General features: G+C 67.3%; 22 protein-coding genes. 18 read left to right on the top strand and 4 right to left on the bottom strand.

The window, feature by feature from the left end; translation table 11 throughout:
• Positions 1-7: 7 nt before the first annotated feature.
• The 5 genes from ACPUER_RS24780 (at position 8) to ACPUER_RS24760 (ending at position 4,816) form a co-directional block, all read left to right on the top strand.
• Positions 8-964 (top strand): LLM class oxidoreductase, encoded by a 957-nt coding sequence (locus tag ACPUER_RS24780; RefSeq protein WP_425132384.1) that lies wholly within the window; start codon positions 8-10, stop codon positions 962-964.
• Positions 965-1,114: 150 nt separating this feature from the next.
• Positions 1,115-1,921 (top strand): 2,5-didehydrogluconate reductase DkgB, encoded by an 807-nt coding sequence (gene dkgB / locus ACPUER_RS24775; RefSeq protein ID WP_310136608.1) that lies wholly within the window; start codon positions 1,115-1,117, stop codon positions 1,919-1,921.
• Positions 1,922-1,985: 64 nt separating this feature from the next.
• A complete protein-coding gene (locus ACPUER_RS24770) occupies positions 1,986-3,101 on the top strand; it encodes an alkene reductase (RefSeq protein ID WP_425132383.1) in 1,116 nt (371 codons plus the stop codon).
• Positions 3,102-3,121: 20 nt separating this feature from the next.
• Entirely contained in the window at positions 3,122-4,126 is a 1,005-nt protein-coding gene (locus ACPUER_RS24765; RefSeq protein WP_425132382.1) for an aldo/keto reductase, read from the top strand.
• 171 nt (positions 4,127-4,297) lie between these two features.
• Complete coding sequence (locus ACPUER_RS24760) at positions 4,298-4,816, top strand: DUF3455 domain-containing protein (RefSeq protein WP_425132381.1); 519 nt, start codon at positions 4,298-4,300, stop codon at positions 4,814-4,816.
• A 129-nt stretch (positions 4,817-4,945) separates the two neighbouring features.
• On the opposite strand, the gene ACPUER_RS24755 is transcribed toward ACPUER_RS24760, so the two are convergent.
• On the bottom strand, positions 4,946-5,611 hold the full coding sequence (locus ACPUER_RS24755) for an O-methyltransferase (protein ID WP_425132380.1): 666 nt from the start codon (positions 5,609-5,611) through the stop codon (positions 4,946-4,948).
• A 48-nt stretch (positions 5,612-5,659) separates the two neighbouring features.
• Between ACPUER_RS24755 and ACPUER_RS24750 the strand changes: the two genes are divergently transcribed.
• The 3 genes from ACPUER_RS24750 (at position 5,660) to ACPUER_RS24740 (ending at position 8,968) form a co-directional block, all read left to right on the top strand.
• The gene (locus tag ACPUER_RS24750) at positions 5,660-6,337 is read left to right on the top strand and encodes a TetR family transcriptional regulator (protein WP_175960053.1); all 678 of its coding nucleotides are present in this window, start codon (positions 5,660-5,662) and stop codon (positions 6,335-6,337) included.
• Positions 6,338-6,772: 435 nt separating this feature from the next.
• On the top strand, positions 6,773-8,161 hold the full coding sequence (locus ACPUER_RS24745) for an NCS2 family permease (protein WP_425132379.1): 1,389 nt from the start codon (positions 6,773-6,775) through the stop codon (positions 8,159-8,161).
• Between the two features lie 213 nt (positions 8,162-8,374).
• Positions 8,375-8,968, top strand: coding sequence for a hypothetical protein (locus ACPUER_RS24740; protein WP_175960051.1), 594 nt, complete (start codon positions 8,375-8,377; stop codon positions 8,966-8,968).
• Between the two features lie 9 nt (positions 8,969-8,977).
• Here ACPUER_RS24740 and ACPUER_RS24735 read toward each other — a convergent pair whose 3' ends face one another.
• Complete coding sequence (locus tag ACPUER_RS24735; RefSeq protein WP_175960050.1) at positions 8,978-9,379, bottom strand: CopD family protein; 402 nt, start codon at positions 9,377-9,379, stop codon at positions 8,978-8,980.
• Positions 9,376-9,684, bottom strand: a complete 309-nt coding sequence (locus ACPUER_RS24730; RefSeq protein WP_111019019.1) for a DUF3817 domain-containing protein — start codon at positions 9,682-9,684, stop codon at positions 9,376-9,378. Before ACPUER_RS24730 ends, ACPUER_RS24735 begins: the two co-directional genes overlap by 4 nt.
• 107 nt (positions 9,685-9,791) lie before the next feature.
• On the opposite strand from ACPUER_RS24730, the gene ACPUER_RS24725 reads away from it, so the two are divergent.
• The 4 genes from ACPUER_RS24725 to ACPUER_RS24710 all read left to right on the top strand — a co-directional run bounded on the left by ACPUER_RS24725 (position 9,792) and on the right by ACPUER_RS24710 (position 14,152).
• Positions 9,792-10,739: a GlxA family transcriptional regulator gene (locus ACPUER_RS24725; protein ID WP_425132378.1), complete on the top strand. Its 948-nt coding sequence runs from the start codon at positions 9,792-9,794 to the stop codon at positions 10,737-10,739.
• Positions 10,740-10,880: 141 nt separating this feature from the next.
• A complete protein-coding gene (locus tag ACPUER_RS24720; protein WP_165948156.1) occupies positions 10,881-11,801 on the top strand; it encodes a LysR substrate-binding domain-containing protein in 921 nt (306 codons plus the stop codon).
• Between the two features lie 226 nt (positions 11,802-12,027).
• Positions 12,028-12,810 carry an ABC transporter substrate-binding protein gene (locus ACPUER_RS24715; protein ID WP_072440207.1) on the top strand — a complete coding sequence of 261 codons (783 nt, stop codon included), beginning with the start codon at positions 12,028-12,030 and terminating at the stop codon, positions 12,808-12,810.
• A gap of 226 nt (positions 12,811-13,036) precedes the next feature.
• Complete coding sequence (locus ACPUER_RS24710) at positions 13,037-14,152, top strand: succinylglutamate desuccinylase/aspartoacylase family protein (RefSeq protein ID WP_175960048.1); 1,116 nt, start codon at positions 13,037-13,039, stop codon at positions 14,150-14,152.
• A 135-nt stretch (positions 14,153-14,287) separates the two neighbouring features.
• Here the strand turns inward: ACPUER_RS24710 and ACPUER_RS24705 are convergent, their stop codons facing one another.
• Positions 14,288-15,094 carry a MetQ/NlpA family ABC transporter substrate-binding protein gene (locus ACPUER_RS24705; protein WP_034181708.1) on the bottom strand — a complete coding sequence of 269 codons (807 nt, stop codon included), beginning with the start codon at positions 15,092-15,094 and terminating at the stop codon, positions 14,288-14,290.
• A 359-nt stretch (positions 15,095-15,453) separates the two neighbouring features.
• Here ACPUER_RS24705 and ACPUER_RS24700 point away from each other — a divergent pair, with 359 nt between their 5' ends.
• The 6 genes from ACPUER_RS24700 to ACPUER_RS24675 all read left to right on the top strand — a co-directional run bounded on the left by ACPUER_RS24700 (position 15,454) and on the right by ACPUER_RS24675 (position 21,682).
• Positions 15,454-16,614, top strand: coding sequence for a porin (locus ACPUER_RS24700; protein WP_425132377.1), 1,161 nt, complete (start codon positions 15,454-15,456; stop codon positions 16,612-16,614).
• Between the two features lie 206 nt (positions 16,615-16,820).
• Positions 16,821-17,081: a DUF2866 domain-containing protein gene (locus tag ACPUER_RS24695; protein ID WP_072440302.1), complete on the top strand. Its 261-nt coding sequence runs from the start codon at positions 16,821-16,823 to the stop codon at positions 17,079-17,081.
• Positions 17,082-17,204: 123 nt separating this feature from the next.
• Positions 17,205-17,588 carry a DUF6232 family protein gene (locus tag ACPUER_RS24690; protein ID WP_072440201.1) on the top strand — a complete coding sequence of 128 codons (384 nt, stop codon included), beginning with the start codon at positions 17,205-17,207 and terminating at the stop codon, positions 17,586-17,588.
• A gap of 210 nt (positions 17,589-17,798) precedes the next feature.
• Positions 17,799-18,026, top strand: a complete 228-nt coding sequence (locus ACPUER_RS24685; protein ID WP_034181704.1) for a hypothetical protein — start codon at positions 17,799-17,801, stop codon at positions 18,024-18,026.
• Between the two features lie 244 nt (positions 18,027-18,270).
• Positions 18,271-20,541 carry a TonB-dependent hemoglobin/transferrin/lactoferrin family receptor gene (locus ACPUER_RS24680; RefSeq protein ID WP_425132376.1) on the top strand — a complete coding sequence of 757 codons (2,271 nt, stop codon included), beginning with the start codon at positions 18,271-18,273 and terminating at the stop codon, positions 20,539-20,541.
• Positions 20,542-20,590: 49 nt separating this feature from the next.
• A complete protein-coding gene (locus tag ACPUER_RS24675) occupies positions 20,591-21,682 on the top strand; it encodes a hemin-degrading factor (protein ID WP_425132375.1) in 1,092 nt (363 codons plus the stop codon).
• Positions 21,683-21,733: the final 51 nt, after the last annotated feature.

Below are 21,733 nucleotides of genomic sequence, written 5' to 3'. Positions count from 1 at the left end.
CCCGACCATGTCCACTTCACTCGACAAACTCGCCGACGGCGGCTTCAGCGTCGGTATCGAACTGCCGCTCGACAACGACTGGTCGCCGGCCGGCGACGCGAAGCGCCAGCATGACGGCCGCCGCCCCGGCGTGCCCAATCTGGAAATCCACGCGGAGCTCGCGCAACTGGCCGACACGCTCGGCTTCCGCGCGCTCTGGGTACGCGACGTGCCGGTGTACGACCCGTCGTTCGGCGACGCCGCGCAGGTGTTCGAAACGTTCTCGTATCTCGGCTACCTCGCCGGCATCACGCGCGACATCCTGCTCGGCACGGCGGCCGTCGTGCTGCCGCTGCGCGAACCGCTGCTGACGCTGAAATCGGCCGCGACGATCCAGGAACTGAGCGGCGGCCGACTGCTGCTCGGCGTCGCGAGCGGCGACCGGCCGGTCGAATATCCGCTGTTCGGCCGCGACTTCGCATCGCGCGGCGCGAATTTCCGCGACCAGATCGCACTGCTGCGCGACGGCGCGCGCGCTCACCTGCCGCCCGGCCTCGACGTGCTGCCGGCCGCCCGTTCGCCGGTGCCGCTGCTCGTCGCAGGCCTCGCACAGCAGACGCCCGCGTGGATCGGCGAGCACATGGACGGCTGCCTCGCGTATCCGGGCACGCCGGCCGACCACGCGCAGCGCGCCGCGAACTGGCGCGCAGTAGCAGGCGACAAGCCATACGTGAGCTTCATCCACCTCGACCTCGCGGAAGATCCGCACGAACCGCTGCAGCGGCACCGCTTCGGCGCCCGCGCGGGACGCATCGCGCTGACCGAGGAACTCGCTGCGATGCGCGACGCCGGCGTGCGGCACATCGGCCTGCATTTCCGCCGCAACCGCCGTCCGCTCGACGAGACGATGGCCGAGATCGCAGCGGACGTGCTGCCGGCGTTCCATGCGAATGCGAACGCGAGCGCGCAAACACGCGTCGCATAAGGCCGGCACCGACCCGCAGCGGGCCCGGTTCACAACCGATATTTGAATTCAAATCAAATATTTTTGACCTCTAAAGGCGTTTATCTCATCAGTCTCAAACGCCAGAATGACTCGCATACCGCAACCGTTCCCCTCTCCCAGGAGCACACGATGAGCAAGATTCCCGCATTCGGCCTCGGCACTTTCCGCCTGCAAGGCCAGGTCGTCGTCGACTCGGTCCGCAACGGCCTCGAGCTCGGCTACCGCGCGATCGACACCGCGCAGATCTACGGCAACGAAGCCGAAGTCGGCGAAGCGATCGCCGCGTCTGGCGTGCGCCGCGAAGACCTGTTCCTGACCACCAAGATCTGGGTCGACAACTACGCGCCGGACAAGCTCGTGCCGAGCCTCGAAGAAAGCCTGCGCAAGCTGCGCACCGACCATGTCGACCTGACGCTGATCCACTGGCCGGCCCCGGACAACGGCGTCGCGCTCGACACGTTCATGACCGCGCTCGCCGATGCGAAGGCAAAGGGCCTCACGCGCCAGATCGGCATCTCGAACTTCAACATCGCACTGACGAAGGAAGCGATCGCGGCCGTCGGCAAGGACGCGATCGCGACGAACCAGATCGAACTGAGCCCGTACCTGCAGAACCGCAAGCTCGTCGAGTTCCTGAACGGCGAAGGCATCCACGTGACGTCGTACATGACGCTCGCGTACGGCAAGGTGCTCGGCGACCCGGTGATCGGCGCGATCGCGCAACGTCATCACGCGACGCCCGCACAGGTCGCACTCGCGTGGGCGCTGCAGCTCGGCTACTCGGTGATTCCGTCGTCGACGAAGCGCGAGAACCTCGCGAGCAACCTGCTCGCGCAGACGCTGCGCCTGACCGACGAAGACATGGCGCAGATCGCCGCGCTTGACCGCAACGGCCGCGAAGTCGACCCGGCCGGCCTCGCGCCGAAGTGGGACTAAGCGCGCCGCACCCTCAATCGACCCGTTCGCGGCCAGCCGGCCGCGGCACCGACAGGAATTCACCATGACCCAGGACCCGCTTTTTCAACCGCTGCGACTCGGCACGCTGACGCTGCCGAACCGCGTCGTGATGCCGCCCATGACGCGTTCGCGCGCGAGCCAGCCCGGCGACGAAGCCAACGAACTGATGGCCGCGTATTACGCGCAGCGCGCGAGCGCGGGCCTGATCGTCAGCGAAGGCACCTATATCGCGCCGCTCGGCAAGGGCTACGCGTGGACGCCCGGCATTCACACGCCGTCGCAGGTCGCCGGCTGGCGCAAGGTGACGGACGCCGTGCATGCCGCGCACGGGCGCATGTTCGCGCAGCTGTGGCACGTCGGCCGGCTGAGCCACACGAGCCTGCTCGGCGGCCGGCAACCCGTGTCGTCGTCGCCGATCCAGGCGAAGGGCGTGAACGTGTTCATCGCCGGTGAAGACGGCAGCACGCCGGGCTTCGTGCAGGCGTCCGAGCCGCGCGCGCTGACGATCGACGAGATCCGCGAGATCGTCGGCCAGTACCGCGCCGCCGCGCGCCACGCGATCGAAGCCGGCTTCGACGGCGTCGAACTGCACGGCGCGAACGGCTATCTCGTGAACCAGTTCATCGACTCGAATGCGAACACGCGCACCGACGCGTACGGCGGCTCGCTGGAAAACCGGCTGCGCTTCCTGCGCGAAGTCGCGCAGGCGCTGATCGAAGGCACCGGCGACGCGTCGCGCGTCGGCATCCGCCTCGCGCCGCTGACCACGCTGAACGGCTGCGTCGACGACGATCCGGAAACGACCTACCTCGCCGCCGCGAAGCTGCTCGGCGAGCTCGGGGTCGGCTACCTGCACATCGCGGAAGCCGACTGGGACGACGCACCGCTGATGCCGGTCGAATTCAAGCGGCAACTGCGCGCCGCGTACCCGGGCGTGCTGATCTACGCCGGTGCGTACACCGCCGAGCGCGCGCGCGAAGCGATCGCCGCCGGCTGGGCCGACCTCGTCGCCTTCGGCCGCCCGTTCGTCGCGAACCCCGACCTGCCCGAACGCCTGCGCACCGGCGCCGCGCTCACGCCGCACGACCGCAACACGCTGTTCGGCGGCGGCGCACAGGGCCTGACGGACTATCCGACGCTCGCGCAAGCCGCCGCGTGAACGATCCACAGGAATCCGACATGAGAATCACGCTCCCTTCCCGCCTGGGTTTCGGCACGGCGCCGCTGGGCAACATGTATCGCGACATCCCGAACGAAGAAGCACTGGCCACGGTCGATGCGGCCTGGGAAAGCGGTATCCGCTACTTCGACGCCGCGCCGCTGTATGGCGCGGGCCTCGCCGAGCTGCGCCTCGGCGAAGCGCTCGCCGGCCGGCCGCGCGACGAATATTCGCTCGGCACGAAGGTCGGCCGGCTGGTCCTCGACGAACACGAGGACGCGTCGCAGCGCGATCTCGGCGAGAAGGGCGGCCTGTTCTGCCATGGCCTGCCGAACAAGATCGTCTACGACTACACCGAGGACGGCACGCTGCGCTCGATCGAAGCGAGCCTCGAGCGGCTGCGCACCGACCGGCTCGACACAGTGTGGATCCACGATCCGGCCATCGACTTCCACGGCGAGCGCTGGCTCGACGTGTTCGACGTCGCGATGTCGGGTGCGGCGAAAGCGCTCACGCGGCTGCGCGACGAGAAGGTCATCAAGGGCTGGGGCCTCGGCGTGAACCGCGTCGAGCCGTGCGAGCTCGCCCTCGAACGCTCGGATCCCGACGGCTTCCTGCTCGCCGGCCGCTACACGCTGCTCGACCATGCGGGCGCGCTCGAACGGCTGATGCCGGAAAGCGTCGCGCGCGGGCTCGGCATCATCGTCGGCGGTCCGTACAATTCCGGCGTGCTCGCCGGCGGCACCCACTTCGAGTATCAGCCGGCGACGCAGGACATGCTCGATCGCGTCGCGCGCATCCGGCAGATCGGCGAGCGCTTCGATGTGGACGTCCGCGCGGTGGCGCTGCAGTTCTCGCTCGCGCACCCGGCCGTCGCGGCCGTGATCCCCGGCGCGAGCCGGCCCGATCGCATCGACGAGAACCTGCGGCTGGCCGCGGCGCCGATTCCGTCCGGACTGTGGGACGCGCTGAAGGCCGAGCGCCTGATCGCGGAACACGCGCCGACGCCGGCCGGCGCGGCCTGAGCTGCTTCCGCGCGACCGCCGCGACGAGCGGCCGCGCATAGCCATTCGGTGGCAATCGCGGCGACTAGCGCCGCGATTGCCATTTCCGAATTGCAGCCTGCGCAATCGGCGTCTAGCGTTTACGGGATCGACCCCGCACGACCGTCACCCGACCTGAAAGGACGCCCCGCCATGCCAAGCCGCTCTCCGAAACGCGACATGCTGCTGGCCCTCGCGGCCGGCCTTTCCTTCGCGGCTTTCACGTTGCCGGCTTACGCAGAAGATGCGGCCGGTCTCGCGCCGCCCGAGCCTGCGACGCCGGTACTGTCGACCACCGCGACCGGCGTACAGATCTACGCATGCGAATACGACAATGAACACCGGCTCGCGTGGACATTCCAGCGCCCGGAGGCGATGCTGTTCGACGCCGACGGCACGCTCGTCGTCCGGCACGGCGCGGGGCCGTCGTGGGAAGCGCTCGACGGCAGCCGCATCACCGGCAAGAAGCTCGCGGAAGCGCCGAGCGCGCGCCCGGGCAGCATTGCGCAACTGCTGCTCGCCGCGACGCCGGCCGCAACCGGCACGCTCGCCGGCGTGCGCTTCGTGCAGCGGCTCGATACCGCGGGCGGCACGCCGCCGGCTGCGACGTGCGCGACCGAACATGCGATCGGCCGCTTCCCGTACTTTGCGCGCTATGTGTTCCTGAAGTGACGCGTACGGCGCCCGAAGCGCCGGGCGCCATCCTGCTACCTGCCGTCACGCATCCATTCAATCAGTTTTCCTATATTTTATGAATGGAAGCATGAAATCGTCCGCGTCATCGTTACGGTTGCAACGTGCTCAGCGTATCCGCATCGACAGCTCGACATCGCCGCCGAACGGCACCGACAGATAGCCGTTTTCCGGTGCGCGCACATAAGCGAGGTAGTCGGGGCTGTATTCCGCGTTGTCGGCGACGACGAACGCACCCGCCCCGAGCCGCGATTCGACCAGCGCGAGTATCTCGGGATACAGCGCCTTCGCGCCGTCGAGCAGCAGCAGATCGACCGTATCCGGAAGGTCGGCGGCCAGCGTGCGCAGCGCATCGCCTTCGCGAATCTCCACGAGATCGGCAAGCCCGGCGGCCGTCAGGTTCGCCCGCGCGCGCACGACCTTCGACGGCTCGAACTCGCTCGTGATCAACCGGCCGCCGCCGTTGTCGCGCAGCGCGGCCGCGAGATGCAGCGTCGAAATGCCGAACGACGTGCCGAATTCGACGATCGCCCGCGCGCCACGGCTGCGCGCGAGCATATACAGCAGCGTGCCCGTCTCGCGCGATACGGCGAGCGGGTAATCCTTCAGGCGCGCATAAAAATCGGCGTAGTCGGTCTTGCTGCGCATCAGCCGCGCGTGCTCGTCGTGCGACAGGTCGGCAAAGTCCGGGCTCGTCGCGGGCGACGACGCGTCGGCCTCGTCGAACAGGCGCTCCAGCAGCGAGGCAAGCGGGTCGAGAATCAGGGTGGTCATGCGAATCTCCGGTATCGGGTTGAGTGCGTCGTTGCACCCGATTAGAATATGACGAACTATTCAGGTTTTACTATTCGCATTGGCAAACCGCTCATGACCGACCGCCGAAACACCCGGATCGCCACGCGCAAACAGCCCCAGCAGGCCCGCTCGACGCGTCTCGTCGAAGACGTCCTCCAGGCCGCTGTTCAGGTTTTGGCGAGCGAAGGCGCGCAGCGCTTCACGATGGCGCGCGTCGCCGAGCGGGCCGGCGTGAGCGTCGGCTCGCTGTACCAGTACTTCCCGAACAAGGCGGCCGTGCTGTTCCGGCTGCAGTACGACGAATGGCGGCAGACATCCGAGATGCTGCGCGGCATGCTGGAGGATGCGCGTCAAACGCCGCCCGAGCGGCTGCGCACGGCCGTCCACGCGTTCATCCGTTCGGAATGCGACGAGGCGCGCATGCGCATCGCGCTCGACGACGCCGCGCCGCTCTATCGCGACGCGCCCGAGGCGCAGGAAGCGAAAGCGGCCGGCAACCGCATCTTCCAGGCGTTCATGCGGGAGGCGCTGCCCGATGCGCCGGACGCCACGCGCGCGCTCGCGTGCGACCTGATCACCACCACGCTCGCCACGGCCGGCAAGGCGTTTTCGGAAAGCGAGCGCACGCCCGTGGAAATCGACGCGTATTCGGCGGCCATGGGCGACATGTTCTGCGCGTACCTCGAGCGTCTCGCGCACAATTGACGCGTGGACGGCACCGGCCACGACGAAAGACTTTCGTAATACCCGATGCACCACCCGCTTCGGCCCTGCCCGCCGACCCCGCATTCAAATAGTCGCCTTAACGGATTCGAACTAGGCGTATACACGCGTTCCGGCACGACGAAGCCCCGTTTCACGCCGATATAAGCGCTGCGACATGCGCTGCATGCTCTTCCCCCAATGGGACGTGATGAGCCGTTCGCCTAACCTTCGCTACGGCAAAGCACACGTGACGGGGTCGACAACACAACGCGCCGTACGACGCGACACGCTCGCGATCGTTTCGATTCGCGCATGACGACACGGATCACGCGTCATTCGTCCCCACGACGTTGCCGATAATCCCAACCAGATACGAGACACCCTGACGACGGTTCGCTACGGGCCGTTTCAGCATGCTGATAAAGGAGCAAGCTCATGAGTGATACCCCGGTGCAGCCGACGGTCGGCGTCGGCGCGGAAGAAACTGACTTTGGCACCAAGGGAGTCATCGACCGGTACTTCGGCATTTCGTCGCGCGGCAGCACGCAGCGCGGCGAAATCATTGCGGGCGTGACCACGTTCCTCGCGATGGTCTATTCCGTGTTCGTCGTGCCCGGCATGTTCGGCAAGGCCGGCTTCGACACGAGCGCCGTGTTCGTCGCGGTCTGCCTCACCACCGCGTTCGGCTCGCTGCTGATGGGCCTGTGGGCGAAGCTGCCGATCGCGATCGGCTGCGCGATCTCGCTGACCGCGTTCACCGCGTTCGGCCTCGTGCTCGGCAAGGGGCTGCATCCGACGGTCGCGCTCGGCGCCGTGTTCCTGATGGGCCTCGTGTTCACGGGCATCTCGGTCACCGGCGTGCGCTCGTGGATCCTGCGCAACCTGCCCGCGGGCGTCGCGCACGGCACCGGCATCGGCATCGGCCTGTTCCTGCTGCTGATCGCGTCGAACGACGTCGGCCTCGTGATCAAGAACCCGGGCGCCGGCCTGCCGGTCTCGCTCGGCCAGATCACCGCGTTCCCGGTCATCATGTCGGTCGTCGGCCTCGCCGCGATCTTCGGCCTCGAAAAGCGTCGCGTGCCGGGCGGCATCCTGCTCGTCGTGATCGCGATCTCGGTGTTCGGCCTCGTGTTCGACCCGGCCGTGAAGTACCACGGCATCTTCGCGCTGCCGTCGCTGAGCGCACCGGGCCATGCGTCGCTGATCGGCGCGATGGACATCAAGGGCGCGCTGTCGATGGCCGTGCTGCCGAGCGTGCTCGCGCTGGTGATGACGGCCGTGTTCGACGCGACCGGCACGATCCGCGCGGTCGCCGGGCAGGCCGGCCAGCTCGACGAGAATGGCCGCATCATCAACGGCGGCCGCGCGCTGACCGCCGATTCGCTCAGCTCGATCTTCTCCGGCTTCCTCGGCGGCGCACCGGCGGCGGCCTACATCGAGTCGAGTGTCGGCGTGGCCGCCGGCGCGAAGACGGGCCTCGCGGCGGCCGTGGTCGGCCTGCTGTTCCTCGTCGTGATGTTCTTCTCGCCGCTCGCGGGCCTCGTGCCGTCGTACGCCACGGCACCCGCGCTGATGTACGTCGGCCTGCTGATGCTCGGCAGCGTGAGCAAGTTGCACATGGACGACATGGTCGATGCGATGTCCGGCCTCGTGTGCGCGGTGTTCATCGTGCTGACCGCGAACATCGTGACGGGCATCATGCTCGGCTTCTCGACGCTCGTGATCGGCCGCATTGCGAGCGGCGAATTCCGCAAGCTCAACGTCGGCACCGTGCTGATCGCGGCCGTGCTCGTCACGTTCTATCTCGGCGGCTGGGCGATCTGACCGCGGATCGTGCGCGACGTCGCCGGCAGAAGGACGGCGCGCATCCGGACGACAACGTCTCCTCCACCATCATCGTTGATGGTCTCCCGCCTGGGAACGCGAGTTTCCGGGCTTTTTTTGTCGATGCGGCGCGGTGCGATGCGCATCGCCGAAGCGGCGCGGCGCCAATTCGCGCCCGGTGCTACGATCGAGCTTTGCCTTCAGGAGCCGCCCATGAACGCGCTCGGCATCGTCTCCGAATCGAGCACCCGGACCTCGGCGCGCAAGCCGCCGTTCATCCCGTCGTTCGGCTTCCACGAAGTGCACGAATCGCAGCCGATCCATGCGTCGCCGGCCCGCATCATCGACGCGGTCGCGTCGCTCGACATGCGCGCCGATCCGGTCGTCGATGCACTGATGACGGTGCGCGAATTCCCGTCGGCCGTCGTCGACACGCTTCGCAACGGGCCGGCCCGAAGCGAACGCGCGCGTTTCGGTTTCCACACGTTCACGCTGCTTCACCGGGACGACACGTCGCTGTCGCTCGGTCTCGTCGGACGCTTCTGGCGCCCGACGACCGACGTACGCGCCATCGCCGATGCAACGGCCTTCGTCCGGCACGACGACCCACGCGACGCGAAGCTGGTGCTCCGGTTCGAAGTCGTCGGGCTGGCATCGGGTGCGTACATCCTGCGTACCGAAACCTTCATCCACTGCCCGATCGCACGGACGCGGCGGCTGTTTACGCCGTACTGGCTCGCGATCCGGCTGGGGAGCGGGTGGATCCGGCGCCGCATGCTGGCGGCCGTCGAAACGGCGCTGGCGTAGGCCAACGCATCAAAACGGCTTGATCACGACCAGCCCGACGACGATCCCCGCCGCGACCACGACAGCGCCCGCTGCCTGCCCGAGCCATTGCGCGGGCACGACGACGAGATCGTCGCGCTCCATGCGCCGCAGCGTGCCGGCCAGCATCCCGTGCAGCGCCGACAGCGCGGTGACGACTACCAGCTTCACCGACAGCCACGCGGCGCCGAACCAGTGTCCGCTCAGCGCGATCGCAATCCCCGTGATCCAGACGAGCGCGAGCGCGGGCACCGTCACCGAACGATCCCAGCGCCGCACCGCGCGATGCACGGCGAGGTTGGCGATACGGACGCCGACGGACAGCATCAGCAGCCCGCCGACGAACGTGACGACGGCGACGACATGCGCGGCCTTGAGCAGCAGGTAAATCATTGCGCGTGCCGCCTGCGCGCGATCCATCCGGCGCTCGCCAGCCCCGCAAACGGCACGACGGCCGACAGCACGAGCCGCGCGACGTCGCCCTTGCTCCACAGCCCGCTCGACGCGGTGCCGACGACCGCCCACACGTACATAGCGAAAGCGATACCGTGAATCGGGCCCATGATCGATACCGCGACCGGATAACCGGCCAGATGCTTGAGCGGCACGGCGATGCACACCAGCACGACGAGCGTGGTCGCCTCCAGCAGCGACAGGTACTGCAGGTTGCGCAACGCATTGCGATCGTCTTGTTTCATCGATGGGCCCCCAGGTTGGTCAGCCGCAATTATGGCGTGTGGTACGGGCCCGATCCATTGGCTAGAATGCCATCTTTAAACGGATTCTGGCCACGGCCTCGAACGCCATGCATACGGTCGCCGTCCTCGCTCTGCCCGATGTCGTCCCGTTCGATCTGGGCGTCGCATGCGACACGTTCGCGCGCGTGCGTTCGCCCGGCGTCGAGCATGCGTACCGCGTGCGCGTGTGCAGCGAGCATGCGCGCGTCGCCGGCGACCTGTTCGAACTGCGGCCCGCGTTTCGTCTCGATGCGCTCGCCGACGCCGACACGATCGTCGTCCCCGGCACGTCCGTGCCGCTCGCGCCGACGTCGCGCCGCGTGATCGCGGCCCTATGCGCGGCGGCCGCGCGCGGTTGCCGGATTGCGTCGATCTGCAGCGGCGCGTTCGTGCTCGCGGAAGCCGGGCTGCTCGACGGCCTGCGCGCGACGACGCACTGGCTGGCGGCCGGCGAACTCGCGCGCCGCTACCCCAACGTGACGGTCGACCCGAACGTGCTGTTCGTCGACAACGGCCAGATCCTGACGTCGGCCGGCGCAGCGGCCGGCCTCGATCTGTGCCTGCACATGATCCAGGCCGACTACGGCGCGGCGGTCGCCGTCGACGCCGCACGCTACGCGGTGGCGCCGCGCGTCCGCGAAGGCGGGCAGGCGCAGTTCATCGCGCCGGAATGGCCGGCCGGCACCGACGGGCTGCAAAGCCTGATGGACTGGCTGCAGGCCAACCTGCACAAGCCGCTCACGCTCGACGCGATGGCCCGCAAGGCGTCGACGAGCGTGCGCACGCTGACGCGGCGCTTTCAGGAGCAGACGGGCACGTCGCCGCGGCAATGGCTGCAGACCGCGCGCGTCAGGCATGCGCAGCAGTTGCTGGAAGTCACGGAGCTGTCGATCGAACATGTGGCAACGGAAGCCGGGTTCGGTTCGGTGACCGCGTTTCGCGAGCGGTTCGCGCGCATCGTCGGCACGTCGCCGCAGCGGTATCGTCACGCGTTCCGCGCGCGGTCCGGCGCATGACGCTCGCGCTGCGCATCGGCACCCGATGCGTCGACCCGACGACGTGAACCCACGCGCACAATCGTCAGGATCGCGACCGGAAGCCGCCGCCCCCGCCACTTCGCCCGCCAAAGCCCCTTTCGCGCCAACCGGACCCGACCGATGACCCGCATCCGCAATCCCCTGAACATCGCGCAGCTCCAGGCATTCGTCTCCGCCGCGCATCTCAAGAGCCTGCGCGCCGCCGCACGCGAGCTCGGCGTCACGCAGCCCGCGATCACGCACACGATCCGCGAACTCGAAACGGCGCTCAACGCGGAACTGCTCGCGCGCAGCGTGCGCGGCGTCGAGCTGACCGCCTGCGGCCATGCGCTGCTGCCGCGTGCCGAGCAGTTGCTCGGCGACATCCGCCGCACGGTCGAGGCCGTCGAGCAGGTGAAAGGCGAGATGTCGGGGCGCGTCGCGGTCGGCACGATGCCGTCGATCGCGCTGACGGCGCTGCCGCACGCGGTGACGGCGTTCCGCCGGTCGATGCCGAACGTCAGCCTGCATCTCGAGGAAGTGACGGTGCCCGACGCGCTCGCGCAATTGCGCAACGGCACGCTCGACATCGCCGCGATGCACCATGTGCCCGCGCTCGACCGCGATTTCACGCAATCGCCGCTGCTGTCGACCGAATTCACCGTCGTGATGCGCGAGGGCCACCCGCTCGCGCATGCGCGCCGTTTAGAGGAATTGCTCGACGCCGAGTGGATCGTCACCGTCGGCGCCGAGCAGTTTCCGCACAGCGTGATGGTCGGGATGTTCGAGGCGCGCGGGCTGCCGCTGCCGAAACGCCTGCTGAGATCGCCGATGTCGTTCGCGGTGACGCTCGGGCTCGTCGCGCGCTCGGACGTGATCGGCTGCTTCACGCGCCCGCTCGCCGCGATGGTCGCGCCGCTCGGCATCCGCACGGCCGAACTCGACGAAAGCATGCCGCGCTTCGACCTGTCGATCATCGCGCGGCGCGACATGCTGCCCACGCCCGCCGTTTCGCAATTCGTCACGTGCCTGCAGCGGGCGGTCAACGAAACGCTCGGCTGAATCGTTCCTGTGTCTGAAACGGTCGCGCGCAGCCGCGCGCCGCCGCCGGGCCCGGTATCGGGGCTTGTCCTAGGCGCCCTGCCGGTATTTTGTCTTGATAATCTCCGCACGTCGTGCGCCCGCATCGGGCGGGCGAAACGGACAGTCCGGCGCGAAGCCGTGCCGGACCGAAGGCTTACGGCGCGGCACAACCGCGCACCCATCGAACAAAACGAGGAGTCACCGAGTGAAAAAGATTCTTGCGGCTGTGACCGTTGCCCTGCTTGCCGTATCGGCCGGCAGCGCGTACGCGAAGGACTGGACGACCGTGCGGTTCGGCGTCGACGCAAGCTACCCGCCTTTCGAATCGAAAGGCCCGGACGGCAAGGTGGTCGGCTTCGACGTCGACCTCGGCAACGAAATCTGCCGCCGCATGAACGCGAAATGCGTGTGGATCGAAAACGACTTCGACGGGATGATCCCGGCGCTGAAGGCGCGCAAGTTCGACGGCGTGCTGTCGTCGATGTCGATGACGCCGGCGCGCGAGGAACAGATCGCGTTCTCGTCGAAGCTGTTCAATACGCCGACGCGCCTCGTCGCGAAGAAGGGCGCCGGCCTGCTGCCGACGGCCGAATCGCTGAAGGGCAAGTCGATCGGCGTCGAACAGGGCACGATCCAGGAAACCTACGCAAAGACCTACTGGGCGGCGAAGGGCGTGAAGGTCGTCCCCTACCAGAACCAGGACCAGGTCTATGCCGACCTGATCGCGGGCCGTCTGGACGGCGCGCTGCAGGACGCGGTGCAGGCCGAGATCGGCTTCCTGAAGACGCCGCGCGGCGCGGGCTTCGATTTCGCAGGCAAGGATATCGACGATCCGAAGACGCTCGGCAACGGCGCCGGCATCGGCCTGCGCAAGGAAGACACCGACCTGAAGGCGAAGATCGACAGCGCGATCACCGGCATGCGCAAGGACGGCACGTACGACAAGATCGCGAAGAAGTACTTCGATTTCGACGTCTACGGCAAGTAATCCGGCAAGCAAGCGAGCCATTCGCTTCGACGCAAACGGGCTCCGCAAGGAGCCCGTTTTTTTGCGCGCACGGCGCCGGAAACGTTATTTTTTCCGCGCCAACCCGATGATTCTCAAGGAAAATCAGCGCGCTCTGTCACCGGTTTGATGGCGGCGACGCAGGCAACGTACAATCGATCTTCCACGCACACCGGATCATTCGCGGCTGCGCCGCACTCCCCTCATCATGCAAACGCAGACCCATCCGCTGATTTCCCCTGCCGTCGGCACCGAACGCCAGATCACGAGCTTCCACTACGGCCCGCGCGGCGGCAAGAAGGTCTATATCCAGTCGTCGCTGCACGCGGACGAACTGCCCGGCATGCTGGTCGCCGCGCTGCTGCGCCGCAAGATCGCCGCGCTCGAGACGGCCGGCAAGCTGCGCGGCGAAGTCGTCATCGTGCCCGTGCCGAACCCGATCGGCCTGTCGCAACACGTGTTCGGCGATCACCTCGGCCGCTTCGAGCTCGGCTCGATGCAGAACTTCAACCGCAATTTCTACGATCTCGCGGCGCTCGTGCTGCCGCGCGTCGAAAGCCGGCTCACGAACGACGCGCAGCGCAACCTCGTCGCCGTGCGCGCCGCGATGCGCGAAGCGCTCGACGAGCAGAAGCCGCGCACCGAGCTCGACTCGCAGCGCCTCGCGCTGCAGAAGCTGTCGTTCGACGCCGATATCGTGCTCGACCTGCACTGCGACAGCGATGCGGTGATGCACCTCTATACGAATCCCGATCTGTGGCAGGACGTCGAGCCGCTGTCGCGCTATCTCGACGCGCAGGCGTCGCTGCTCGCGCTGAATTCGGTCGGCAACCCGTTCGACGAGATCCACAGCTTCTGCTGGTCGGATCTGCGCAGCCGCTTCGGCGACCGCTTCCCGATCCCGAACGGCGCGATTTCCGTCACGGTGGAACTGCGCAGCGAACGCGACGTGTCGTACGAGTTCGCCGAAAAGGATTCTCAGGCGATCGTCGAATACCTGACCGAGCGCGGCATCGTCGACGGCACGCCGGCGCCGCTGCCGCCGCTCGCGCATCCGGCCACGCCGCTCGCGGGCACCGATCCGCTCGTCGCGCCGGTGTCCGGCGTGATCGTGTTCCGCACGCCGGTCGGTGCGATGATCGAGGCCGGCCAGGAAGTGGCCGACATCGTCGATCCGCTGACCGATCGCGTCGTCACGCTGAAGAGCAGCGTGTCGGGCGTGCTGTACGCGCGCCAGATCGTGCGCTTCGCGACGGCCGGCATGGAAGTCGCGCGAATCGCCGGCGCGACCGCGATCCGCACGGGTTCGCTGCTGTCGGCCTGAGATCGGCCCGCGCGCCGGGTAAACGCGCGCACCGACCCGTGCCAACAACCACCAATGCAATCGCCCGCTAGCGCGGGCGATTTGCTTTCCGATATGCGCCCGGCGATCCGGCCGGGCGGCGGCACGCCTGGGCGCTCAGAACGCCGGCACGATCGCGCCGCCGAACTTCTGGTCGATGAACTTGCGCACGTCGTCCGATTCATAGGCCGCGACGAGCTTCTTCACCCACGGCTTGTCCTTGTCCTGCGCGCGCACTGCGATCAGGTTCGCATACGGCCCGCGCAGATCCTCGATCGCGATCGCATCCTTCACCGGCGTGAGCCCCGCCTTCACCGCGTAGTCGGTGTTGATCGACGCGGCATCGACATCGGGCAGCGCGCGCGGCAACTGCGCGGCATCGAGCTCGACGATCCTGATCTTCTTCGGATTCTCGGCCACGTCGAGCGGCGTCGCGTTCACGCCGTTCGTGCCGGCGCCCGGCTTCAGCTTGATCACCCCGTATTTCTGCAGCAGCAGGAGCGCGCGGTTGCCGTTCGACGGATCGTTCTGGATCCCGACCTTCGCACCGACCGGCAAGTCCTTCAGCGACTTGATCTTCTTCGAATAGAAACCCATCGGCGCCGTGTAGGTGAGCCCGACGTTGACGATCCTGTAGCCGCGCTGCTTGATCTGGCTGTCGAGGAACGGCTGGTGCTGGAAGCCGTTCGCGTCGAGGTCGCCCGAATCGAGCGCCGCGTTCGGCTGCACGTAGTCGTTGAATTCGATGACCTTGATCGCAAGCCCTTCGCGCGCGGCCACTTTCGTTACTTCGGTCCAGATCTGCGCGTCGGGGCCGCTCATCGTGCCGATCTTCAGCGTTTGCGGGTCGGCGTGCGCGCCGGGCGCCGCGAATGCCAGCGCCGCGGCGAGTGCGCCGAGGCCGGTCAGGATCGAACGTCGCATGGTGTCCTCTTGTCCCGTGTCGTTGTTGGAGCACGGATCGTGGCACGGGGCCCGAACACCGCCAACCAAGCTTATTTCATGTGCATATTCCCGATCGGGATCGAATCTCAGCCGAAATCGGTATAACTCCCTCGCATACAGCCGGGCAGAATTCAGGGCCTGCTTGCATAGGGAACGGACATGCGTTCCCTATGCAAGCAGGCCGTAATGTCGCATCGGCACCACACATTCTTCATATGACAGTCGCTGTCATATTCATTACGTGGCCCGCCGATAAAGTTGCCGCCGGTCCGTGAAAGCGCCCATAGAGAGCGCCGGAACCGCAACTGGACACGCCATTCATTCGCTCGGAGAATCCTTTGAACAAGAAACTGTTGACCATCGCCGCCCTCGCAGCAACGGCCGGCACGGCACACGCGCAAAGCAGCGTGACCCTGTACGGCGTCATCGATGCCGGTATCAGCTACGTGAACCACAGCAAGACCGCCAACGGCGGCTCGGGCAAGCTGTTCAAGTACGACGACGGCGTTGCCCAGGGCAGCCGTTGGGGCCTGCGCGGCACCGAAGACCTCGGTGGCGGCCTGAAGGCGATCTTCGTGCTCGAAAACGGCTTCAACAGCGGCAACGGCACGATCGGCCAGGGCGGCGCGATCTTCGGTCGCCAGGCTTACGTCGGCCTGAGCCAGTCGCAATACGGCACGGTCACGTTCGGCCGCCAGTACTCGTTCTCGACCGACATCCTCGGCTCGAACTACTCGACGGGCGGCAACACGGTCGCGGGTAACTACGCGTACCACGTGAACGACGTCGACCAGCTCACGTCCAGCCGCATCAACAACTCGGTGAAGTTCCAGAGCGCGAACTACGCGGGCTTCACGTTCGGCGCGTTGTACGGCTTCTCGAACTCGACCGACTTCGCCGGCGCACCGGCCACGACGTCGGGCACGACGACGACGGCAGGCTCGTCGCGCGCATACAGCTTCGGCCTGAACTACGCGAACGGCCCGTTCTCGCTCGGCGCTGCCTACACGGACATCCGCTTCCCGAGCCAGTCGACGCCGGCGTTCTCGACGACGATCGCGAACATCAGCACGGGCAACATCCGCGACCTGCGCACGTATGGCGTCGGCGGCCGCTACATCTTCGGCCCGGCGACCGCATGGCTGCTGTGGACGCGCACGCAGTTCACCCCGCTCGCGAGCGGCGCATCGGGCACGTTCTACAACGCGTATGAAGCAGGCGTGAAGTACGCGATCACGCCGGCCCTGTCGGCAGCCGCCGGCTACACGTACACGAACGCGACGCAAAGCGGCGGCTCGGCGCACTGGAACCAGGGCAACCTGGGTCTCGACTACGCGCTCAGCAAGCGTACGGACGTGTACGGCCTCGTCGTCTACCAGAAGGCGTCGGGCAACAACGTGCAGGCGCAGATCGGTTCGAGCACGAGCTACTTCAACACGTCGGGCAACGGCTCGTCGAACCAGCTCGCCGCTCGCGTCGGTATCCGTCACAAGTTCTAAAGCATCCGCTTAACTCGCGGATCACGACGGCAAGAAGCGCCCCGCTCCACGCGGGGCGCTTTTTTATCTGCTTTTAAGTTTCGCTTAATTCTGGGCTGAGAGGATGCTCTCACCCCCCCTGTTGGCCGCCTGAGCATCGGCGGCTTTTTTTTTACATGCCGACGGCGCCGCCATCGATTGCCCACAAGACAGGATCGGAGGCCATGATGATCGAAGATACCGTTTTCAGCCATCTGCACGCGATTCTGACGTGCCAACACTCGCTGCCGGTCCAGAGCTGCCGCGTATCGGTAGCAATGCAGCGCCCGTGGGGCCGCCCGTACCGGCTCGTCGAATGGACGATGCATCTCGACGCGCCCGCGCGGCGCCAGATCGTGCCGGCCGAATCGACCGACGAAGAGATCGCCGAGGTCGTTGCGTCGCACGTGCCGGGCCGGCTTTACGGCGACGGCCGGCTGCAGTTCTGAACGCCTCCCTGTTCCCCCGCTTCCCGTATTTCGGCCGCCCCGCACGCATCGTGCGGCAGTCGGTCTCGTTTGACGCGGCAACGAAACCTGCTACGCTGCGCGTTTTCGTCCACGCAACACACGATGGAAAACGCATTCAACGAACGCGGCGTCATGATCACGCGCAACGGCCTGTCGGCCGCCGGGCAGGTATTCGCGCTGCGTGACATCCGCCACGTCGACGTCGTCAAGATTCCGAAAAACCGCGTCGTTCCGGCGCTGATCTCGCTGATCGGTGCGGCCGCCGCCATCGCAGGCGGCATCGGCGCATCGAGCGCCGCACTCGTCGTCGGCGTGATGCTCGCCGTCGTCGGTTATCTCGCCTGGACCACGCAGGACGTCACGTATCGCCTGATGGTCGAGATGCCCGACGGCAAGCGCGAAGCGCTGTCGAGCGTCGATGCCGAATTCGTCGAACGCGTCGCGCAGGTCGTGCGCGATGCGCAAGCCGCGACGGCTGCAGGCTGATTCCATTCGCATCGCTGCACGCTTGGATGCGCGATCCGCGGATGCGCGCGGCGCGTATCGGCTCGCGCGGCACATCGTTGCGTCGGGCCGAGTCGTCTTCGTCGAATCGGCTTCCCGCATCATCAGCGCGAACCCCGCGCCTGCGCTGCGTACGCCGACCGCCTAGTATGGAAAGAGCGGCCCGCCGCCGCATCGTCCGAGGAGGTCGGCATGAACGTTCAATTGCTGTCCGGCATGCTTCGCGCGCAGGAACTGCTGCTCGTGTCGATGATCCGCGCGCTTCCCCTTGACGAACGCCGTGCGCTCGTCGATCTCTACACCGAACAGATCGCGTTCGCCGAACAGGCGGGCCTCGAAAGCCACAGCGATCGCGCAACGCACGATGCGTTCATCGCGCATGCGCGCAACCTGCTGATCCGCATCGAAGCGCTGGCCTAGCGCTGGCGCGCCTGCGCGTTTCTCCCGAATTTCCCGCCGCGGCTCACTCGAGCCGCGCAGGCAAGCGCTCACCCGCACGGGCCGCTTTCCTTCCTTGTACCGATAATGATTCTCATTTACACTGGTAAAGTTATCAGTTTCTTTCAATTCGCCGTTCGCCGCATGCCGCGCGCGGACGGGCCAGCCAGGTGAACGCGTCACCCAGCCAGCCTTCGGGCTTGTTTTCGTCAATGGGAGACCACCTGTGCATTGCTATCCGCTGGCGCGGCGGCCGATCTGCGCCGCGCTGTTCGGCGCGTTCGGCCTGTCCGCCGCCCCGGCTCACGCCGATTCGTCGCCGCAAGGCGCCACCCCGCCTCCTGCCGTCCTCGTCGCCGCGTCCACGCGCGGCGATGCGGCGCTGCTCGACCCCGTCACCGTCACGGCCACCCGCACGGCCACCGCTGCGAGCCGCACGGCGGCGTCCGTGTCGGTGATCACCGACGACGATCTCGAGGAACAGCAGGCCACGAACATCAAGGACGCACTGCGCTACGAGCCGGGCATCACGGTGCGCCGCACCGCGTACCGGCCCGGCAGCGCCGCGCTCGGCGGCGGCCGCGACGGCGATTCGAGCATCAATATCCGCGGCCTCGAAGGCAATCGCGTGCTGCTGATGGAAGACGGCATCCGCCTGCCGAACGCGTTCTCGTTCGGGCCGCTAGAAGCGGGGCGCGGCGACTACGCCGATCTCGACACGCTCAAGCGCATCGAGATCCTGCGCGGGCCGGCCTCGGCGCTCTATGGCAGCGACGGCCTGACCGGCGCGGTGAACTTCATCACGAAGGATCCGCGCGACCTGCTGTCGATCTACCACAAGCCCTATTACTTCTCGTTCCGGCCGAGCTACGACTCGGCCGACCGCAGCATCGGCGCGACCGTGTCGGCCGCGGGCGGCAGCGACCGCGTGCAGGGGATGATCATCGCCGACGGCCGGCGCGGCCACGAGGTCGACACGCGCGGCGGCAACAACTCGGCGAGCACGCTGCGCACGACGTCGAACCCGCAGGACGTCTATTCCGAATCGCTGCTCGGCAAGCTCGTGCTGACGCCCACCGCGCGCGACACGATCAAGTTCACCGCGGAAACCGTGCAGCGGCGCGTGAGCACCGACGTGCTGTCCGCGATCAATCCGCCGAATACGCTCGGCCTCACGACGAACGACCGGCTCGAGCGCAACCGCTTCAGCGTCGACTACGACTTCCGCGACGACGCGTTCCGCTGGTTCCAGACCGCGCACGTGCAGTTCTACTACCAGGACGCGAAGCAGGACCAGTACGCGTTCGAGACGCGCGGCGCGCCGCTGAAGTCGCGCTCGCGCGACAACCAGTACAAGGAACGCACGTTCGGCGGCTCCGCGTTTGCCGAAAGCGGCTTCGCGACGGGCCCGCTCGCGCACAAGCTGCTGTACGGCATCGACGGCAGCCTGTCGCGCGTGACGAACCTGCGCGACGGCACGGTGCCGGGCGTCGGCGAAGCGTTCCCGAACAAGGCATTCCCCGACACCGACTACACGCTGTTCGGCGCGTTCGTGCAGGACCAGATCGGCTACGGCCGCCTGCTCGTCACGCCGGGCCTGCGCTTCGACACGTACCGGCTGAGCCCGACCGGAAACGATCCGCTGTTCACCGGCAAGGCCGTGTCGACGAGCGCGAACGAACTGTCGCCGCGCGTCGCCGTGCTCTACGAGATCACGCCCGCGGTCATTCCGTACGTGCAGTACGCGCACGGCTTCCGCGCGCCGACGCCCGACCAGGTGAACAGCAGCTTCTCGAACCCGGTGTACGGCTATACGTCGATCGGCAATCCGAACCTGAAGCCCGAGACGAGCGATACGTTCGAAGCGGGCCTGCGCGGCAAGGCCGGCACCGGCTACGGTGTCGTGCGCTACAGCGCGGCCGCGTTCACGGGCCGCTACCGCAACTTCATCTCGCGCACGACGATCGCCGGCAGCGGCCGGCCGACCGACCCGTCCGTATTCCAGTACGTGAACTTCGCCGACGCGCGCATCCACGGCCTCGAAGGCCGCGCCGAATGGGCGATGCCGAACGGCATCACGCTGAAGACGGCGATGGCGTTCACGAAGGGCTCGACGCAGAACGACGGCGCGGCCAGCCAGCCGCTCAACACGGTCAACCCGTTCTCGGCCGTGTTCGGCGTGCGCTACGAGCCGGGCGAGCGCTGGTTCGTGCAGACCGACCTGCTGTTCCAGGCCGCCAAGCGCGACAAGGACATCGACAAATCCGACTGTTCGAACAAGGCGTGCTTCACGCCGCCGTCGTCGTTCGTCGTCGACCTGCGCGGCGGCTACCGCTTCAACAAGCACGTGAGCGCAACGATCGGCATCCGCAACCTGTTCGACCGCAAATACTGGAACTGGTCGGACGTGCGCGGCATCGCGGCCGATTCGCAGGTGCTCGATGCGTATACGTCGCCCGGACGCACGGTCGCCGTCAGCATGAAAGTGGATTTCTGATGCGCGAAGCCCGCGCTGCCACCCCAACCGTTACTTGAAGGAGTCCGACATGATGCAATCCGCCCTTCCCGGTCAACCGGCCGGCCCGGCCCGCGCGGCCGCCGCACTGCGCGACGCGTTCATCAAGCTCAAGACCGAGCGCCAGCTGCGCAACCGCGACGTCGCGCAGGCGCTCGGCGTCAGCGAAGGCGAGGCGCTCGCCGCGTTCGTCGGCGAGCACGTCGTGCGGCTCGACGCGCGCTTTCCGGCGATGTTCGAGGAAATGCCGCGCCTCGGCCGCGTGATGGCGCTCACGCGCAACGACACGGCCGTCCACGAAAAGGACGGCGAATATGCGCAGATGAGCCATGACGGCCCCGTCGGACTCGCGCTCGGCGACATCGACCTGCGGATCTTCTATCGCCACTGGGTGTCGGCGTTCGCGGTGCGCGACGAGACCGCGCACGGGCCGCTGAAGAGCCTGCAGTTCTTCGACGCGCAGGGCCGCGCGATCCACAAGGTCTACCTGCGCGCGCACAGCGACCACGCCGCGTACGACGCGTTCGTCGAACGCTGGCGCGCACCGTCGCAGGAGCCGGGCCTCGACGTCGCGCCCGCCGCGCCGAAGACGCCCGAGCGCGCCGACACCGAGATCGACGTCGCGGGCTTCCGCGCCGCGTGGGATGCGATGACCGACACGCACCAGTTCTTCGGCATCACGCAGCGCTTCGGCGTGAGCCGCATGCAGGCGCTGCGCCTCGCCGATCCGCAATACGCGTATCCGGTCGAAACCGCGCATGCGCTGCGCCACGTGCTCGAACGGGCCGCGCAAAGCGGCCAGCCGATCATGGTGTTCGTCGGCAATGCGGGGATGATCCAGATCCATACGGGCCCCGTCGCGAACGTGCGCGAGGTCGGCGCGTGGATCAACGTGCTCGACCCGGGCTTCAACCTGCACGTGCGCGAGAACCTGATCGCCGCCGCGTGGGTCGTGAAGAAGCCGACGAGCGACGGCATCGTCACGTCGCTCGAACTGTTCGACCGGCAGGGCGACCACGTCGCGCTGCTGTTCGGCGAACGCAAGCCGGGCAAGGTCGAACGCGACGACTGGCGCGCGCTCGTCGCGACGCTGCCGCCGGCCGCACGCGGGGACGCGCGGTGAGCGCGCGATCGTTCGATCCGCGGCGCCGCACGGTGCTGGCGAGCGCGGCGG

It is taken from the genome of Burkholderia sp. DN3021 (genome assembly GCF_049805555.1).
Classification (GTDB): Bacteria; Pseudomonadota; Gammaproteobacteria; order Burkholderiales; family Burkholderiaceae; genus Burkholderia; species Burkholderia pyrrocinia_C.
Note: the sequence above shows the minus strand (reverse complement) of the source record. Positions and strands in the feature narration are given on the sequence as shown.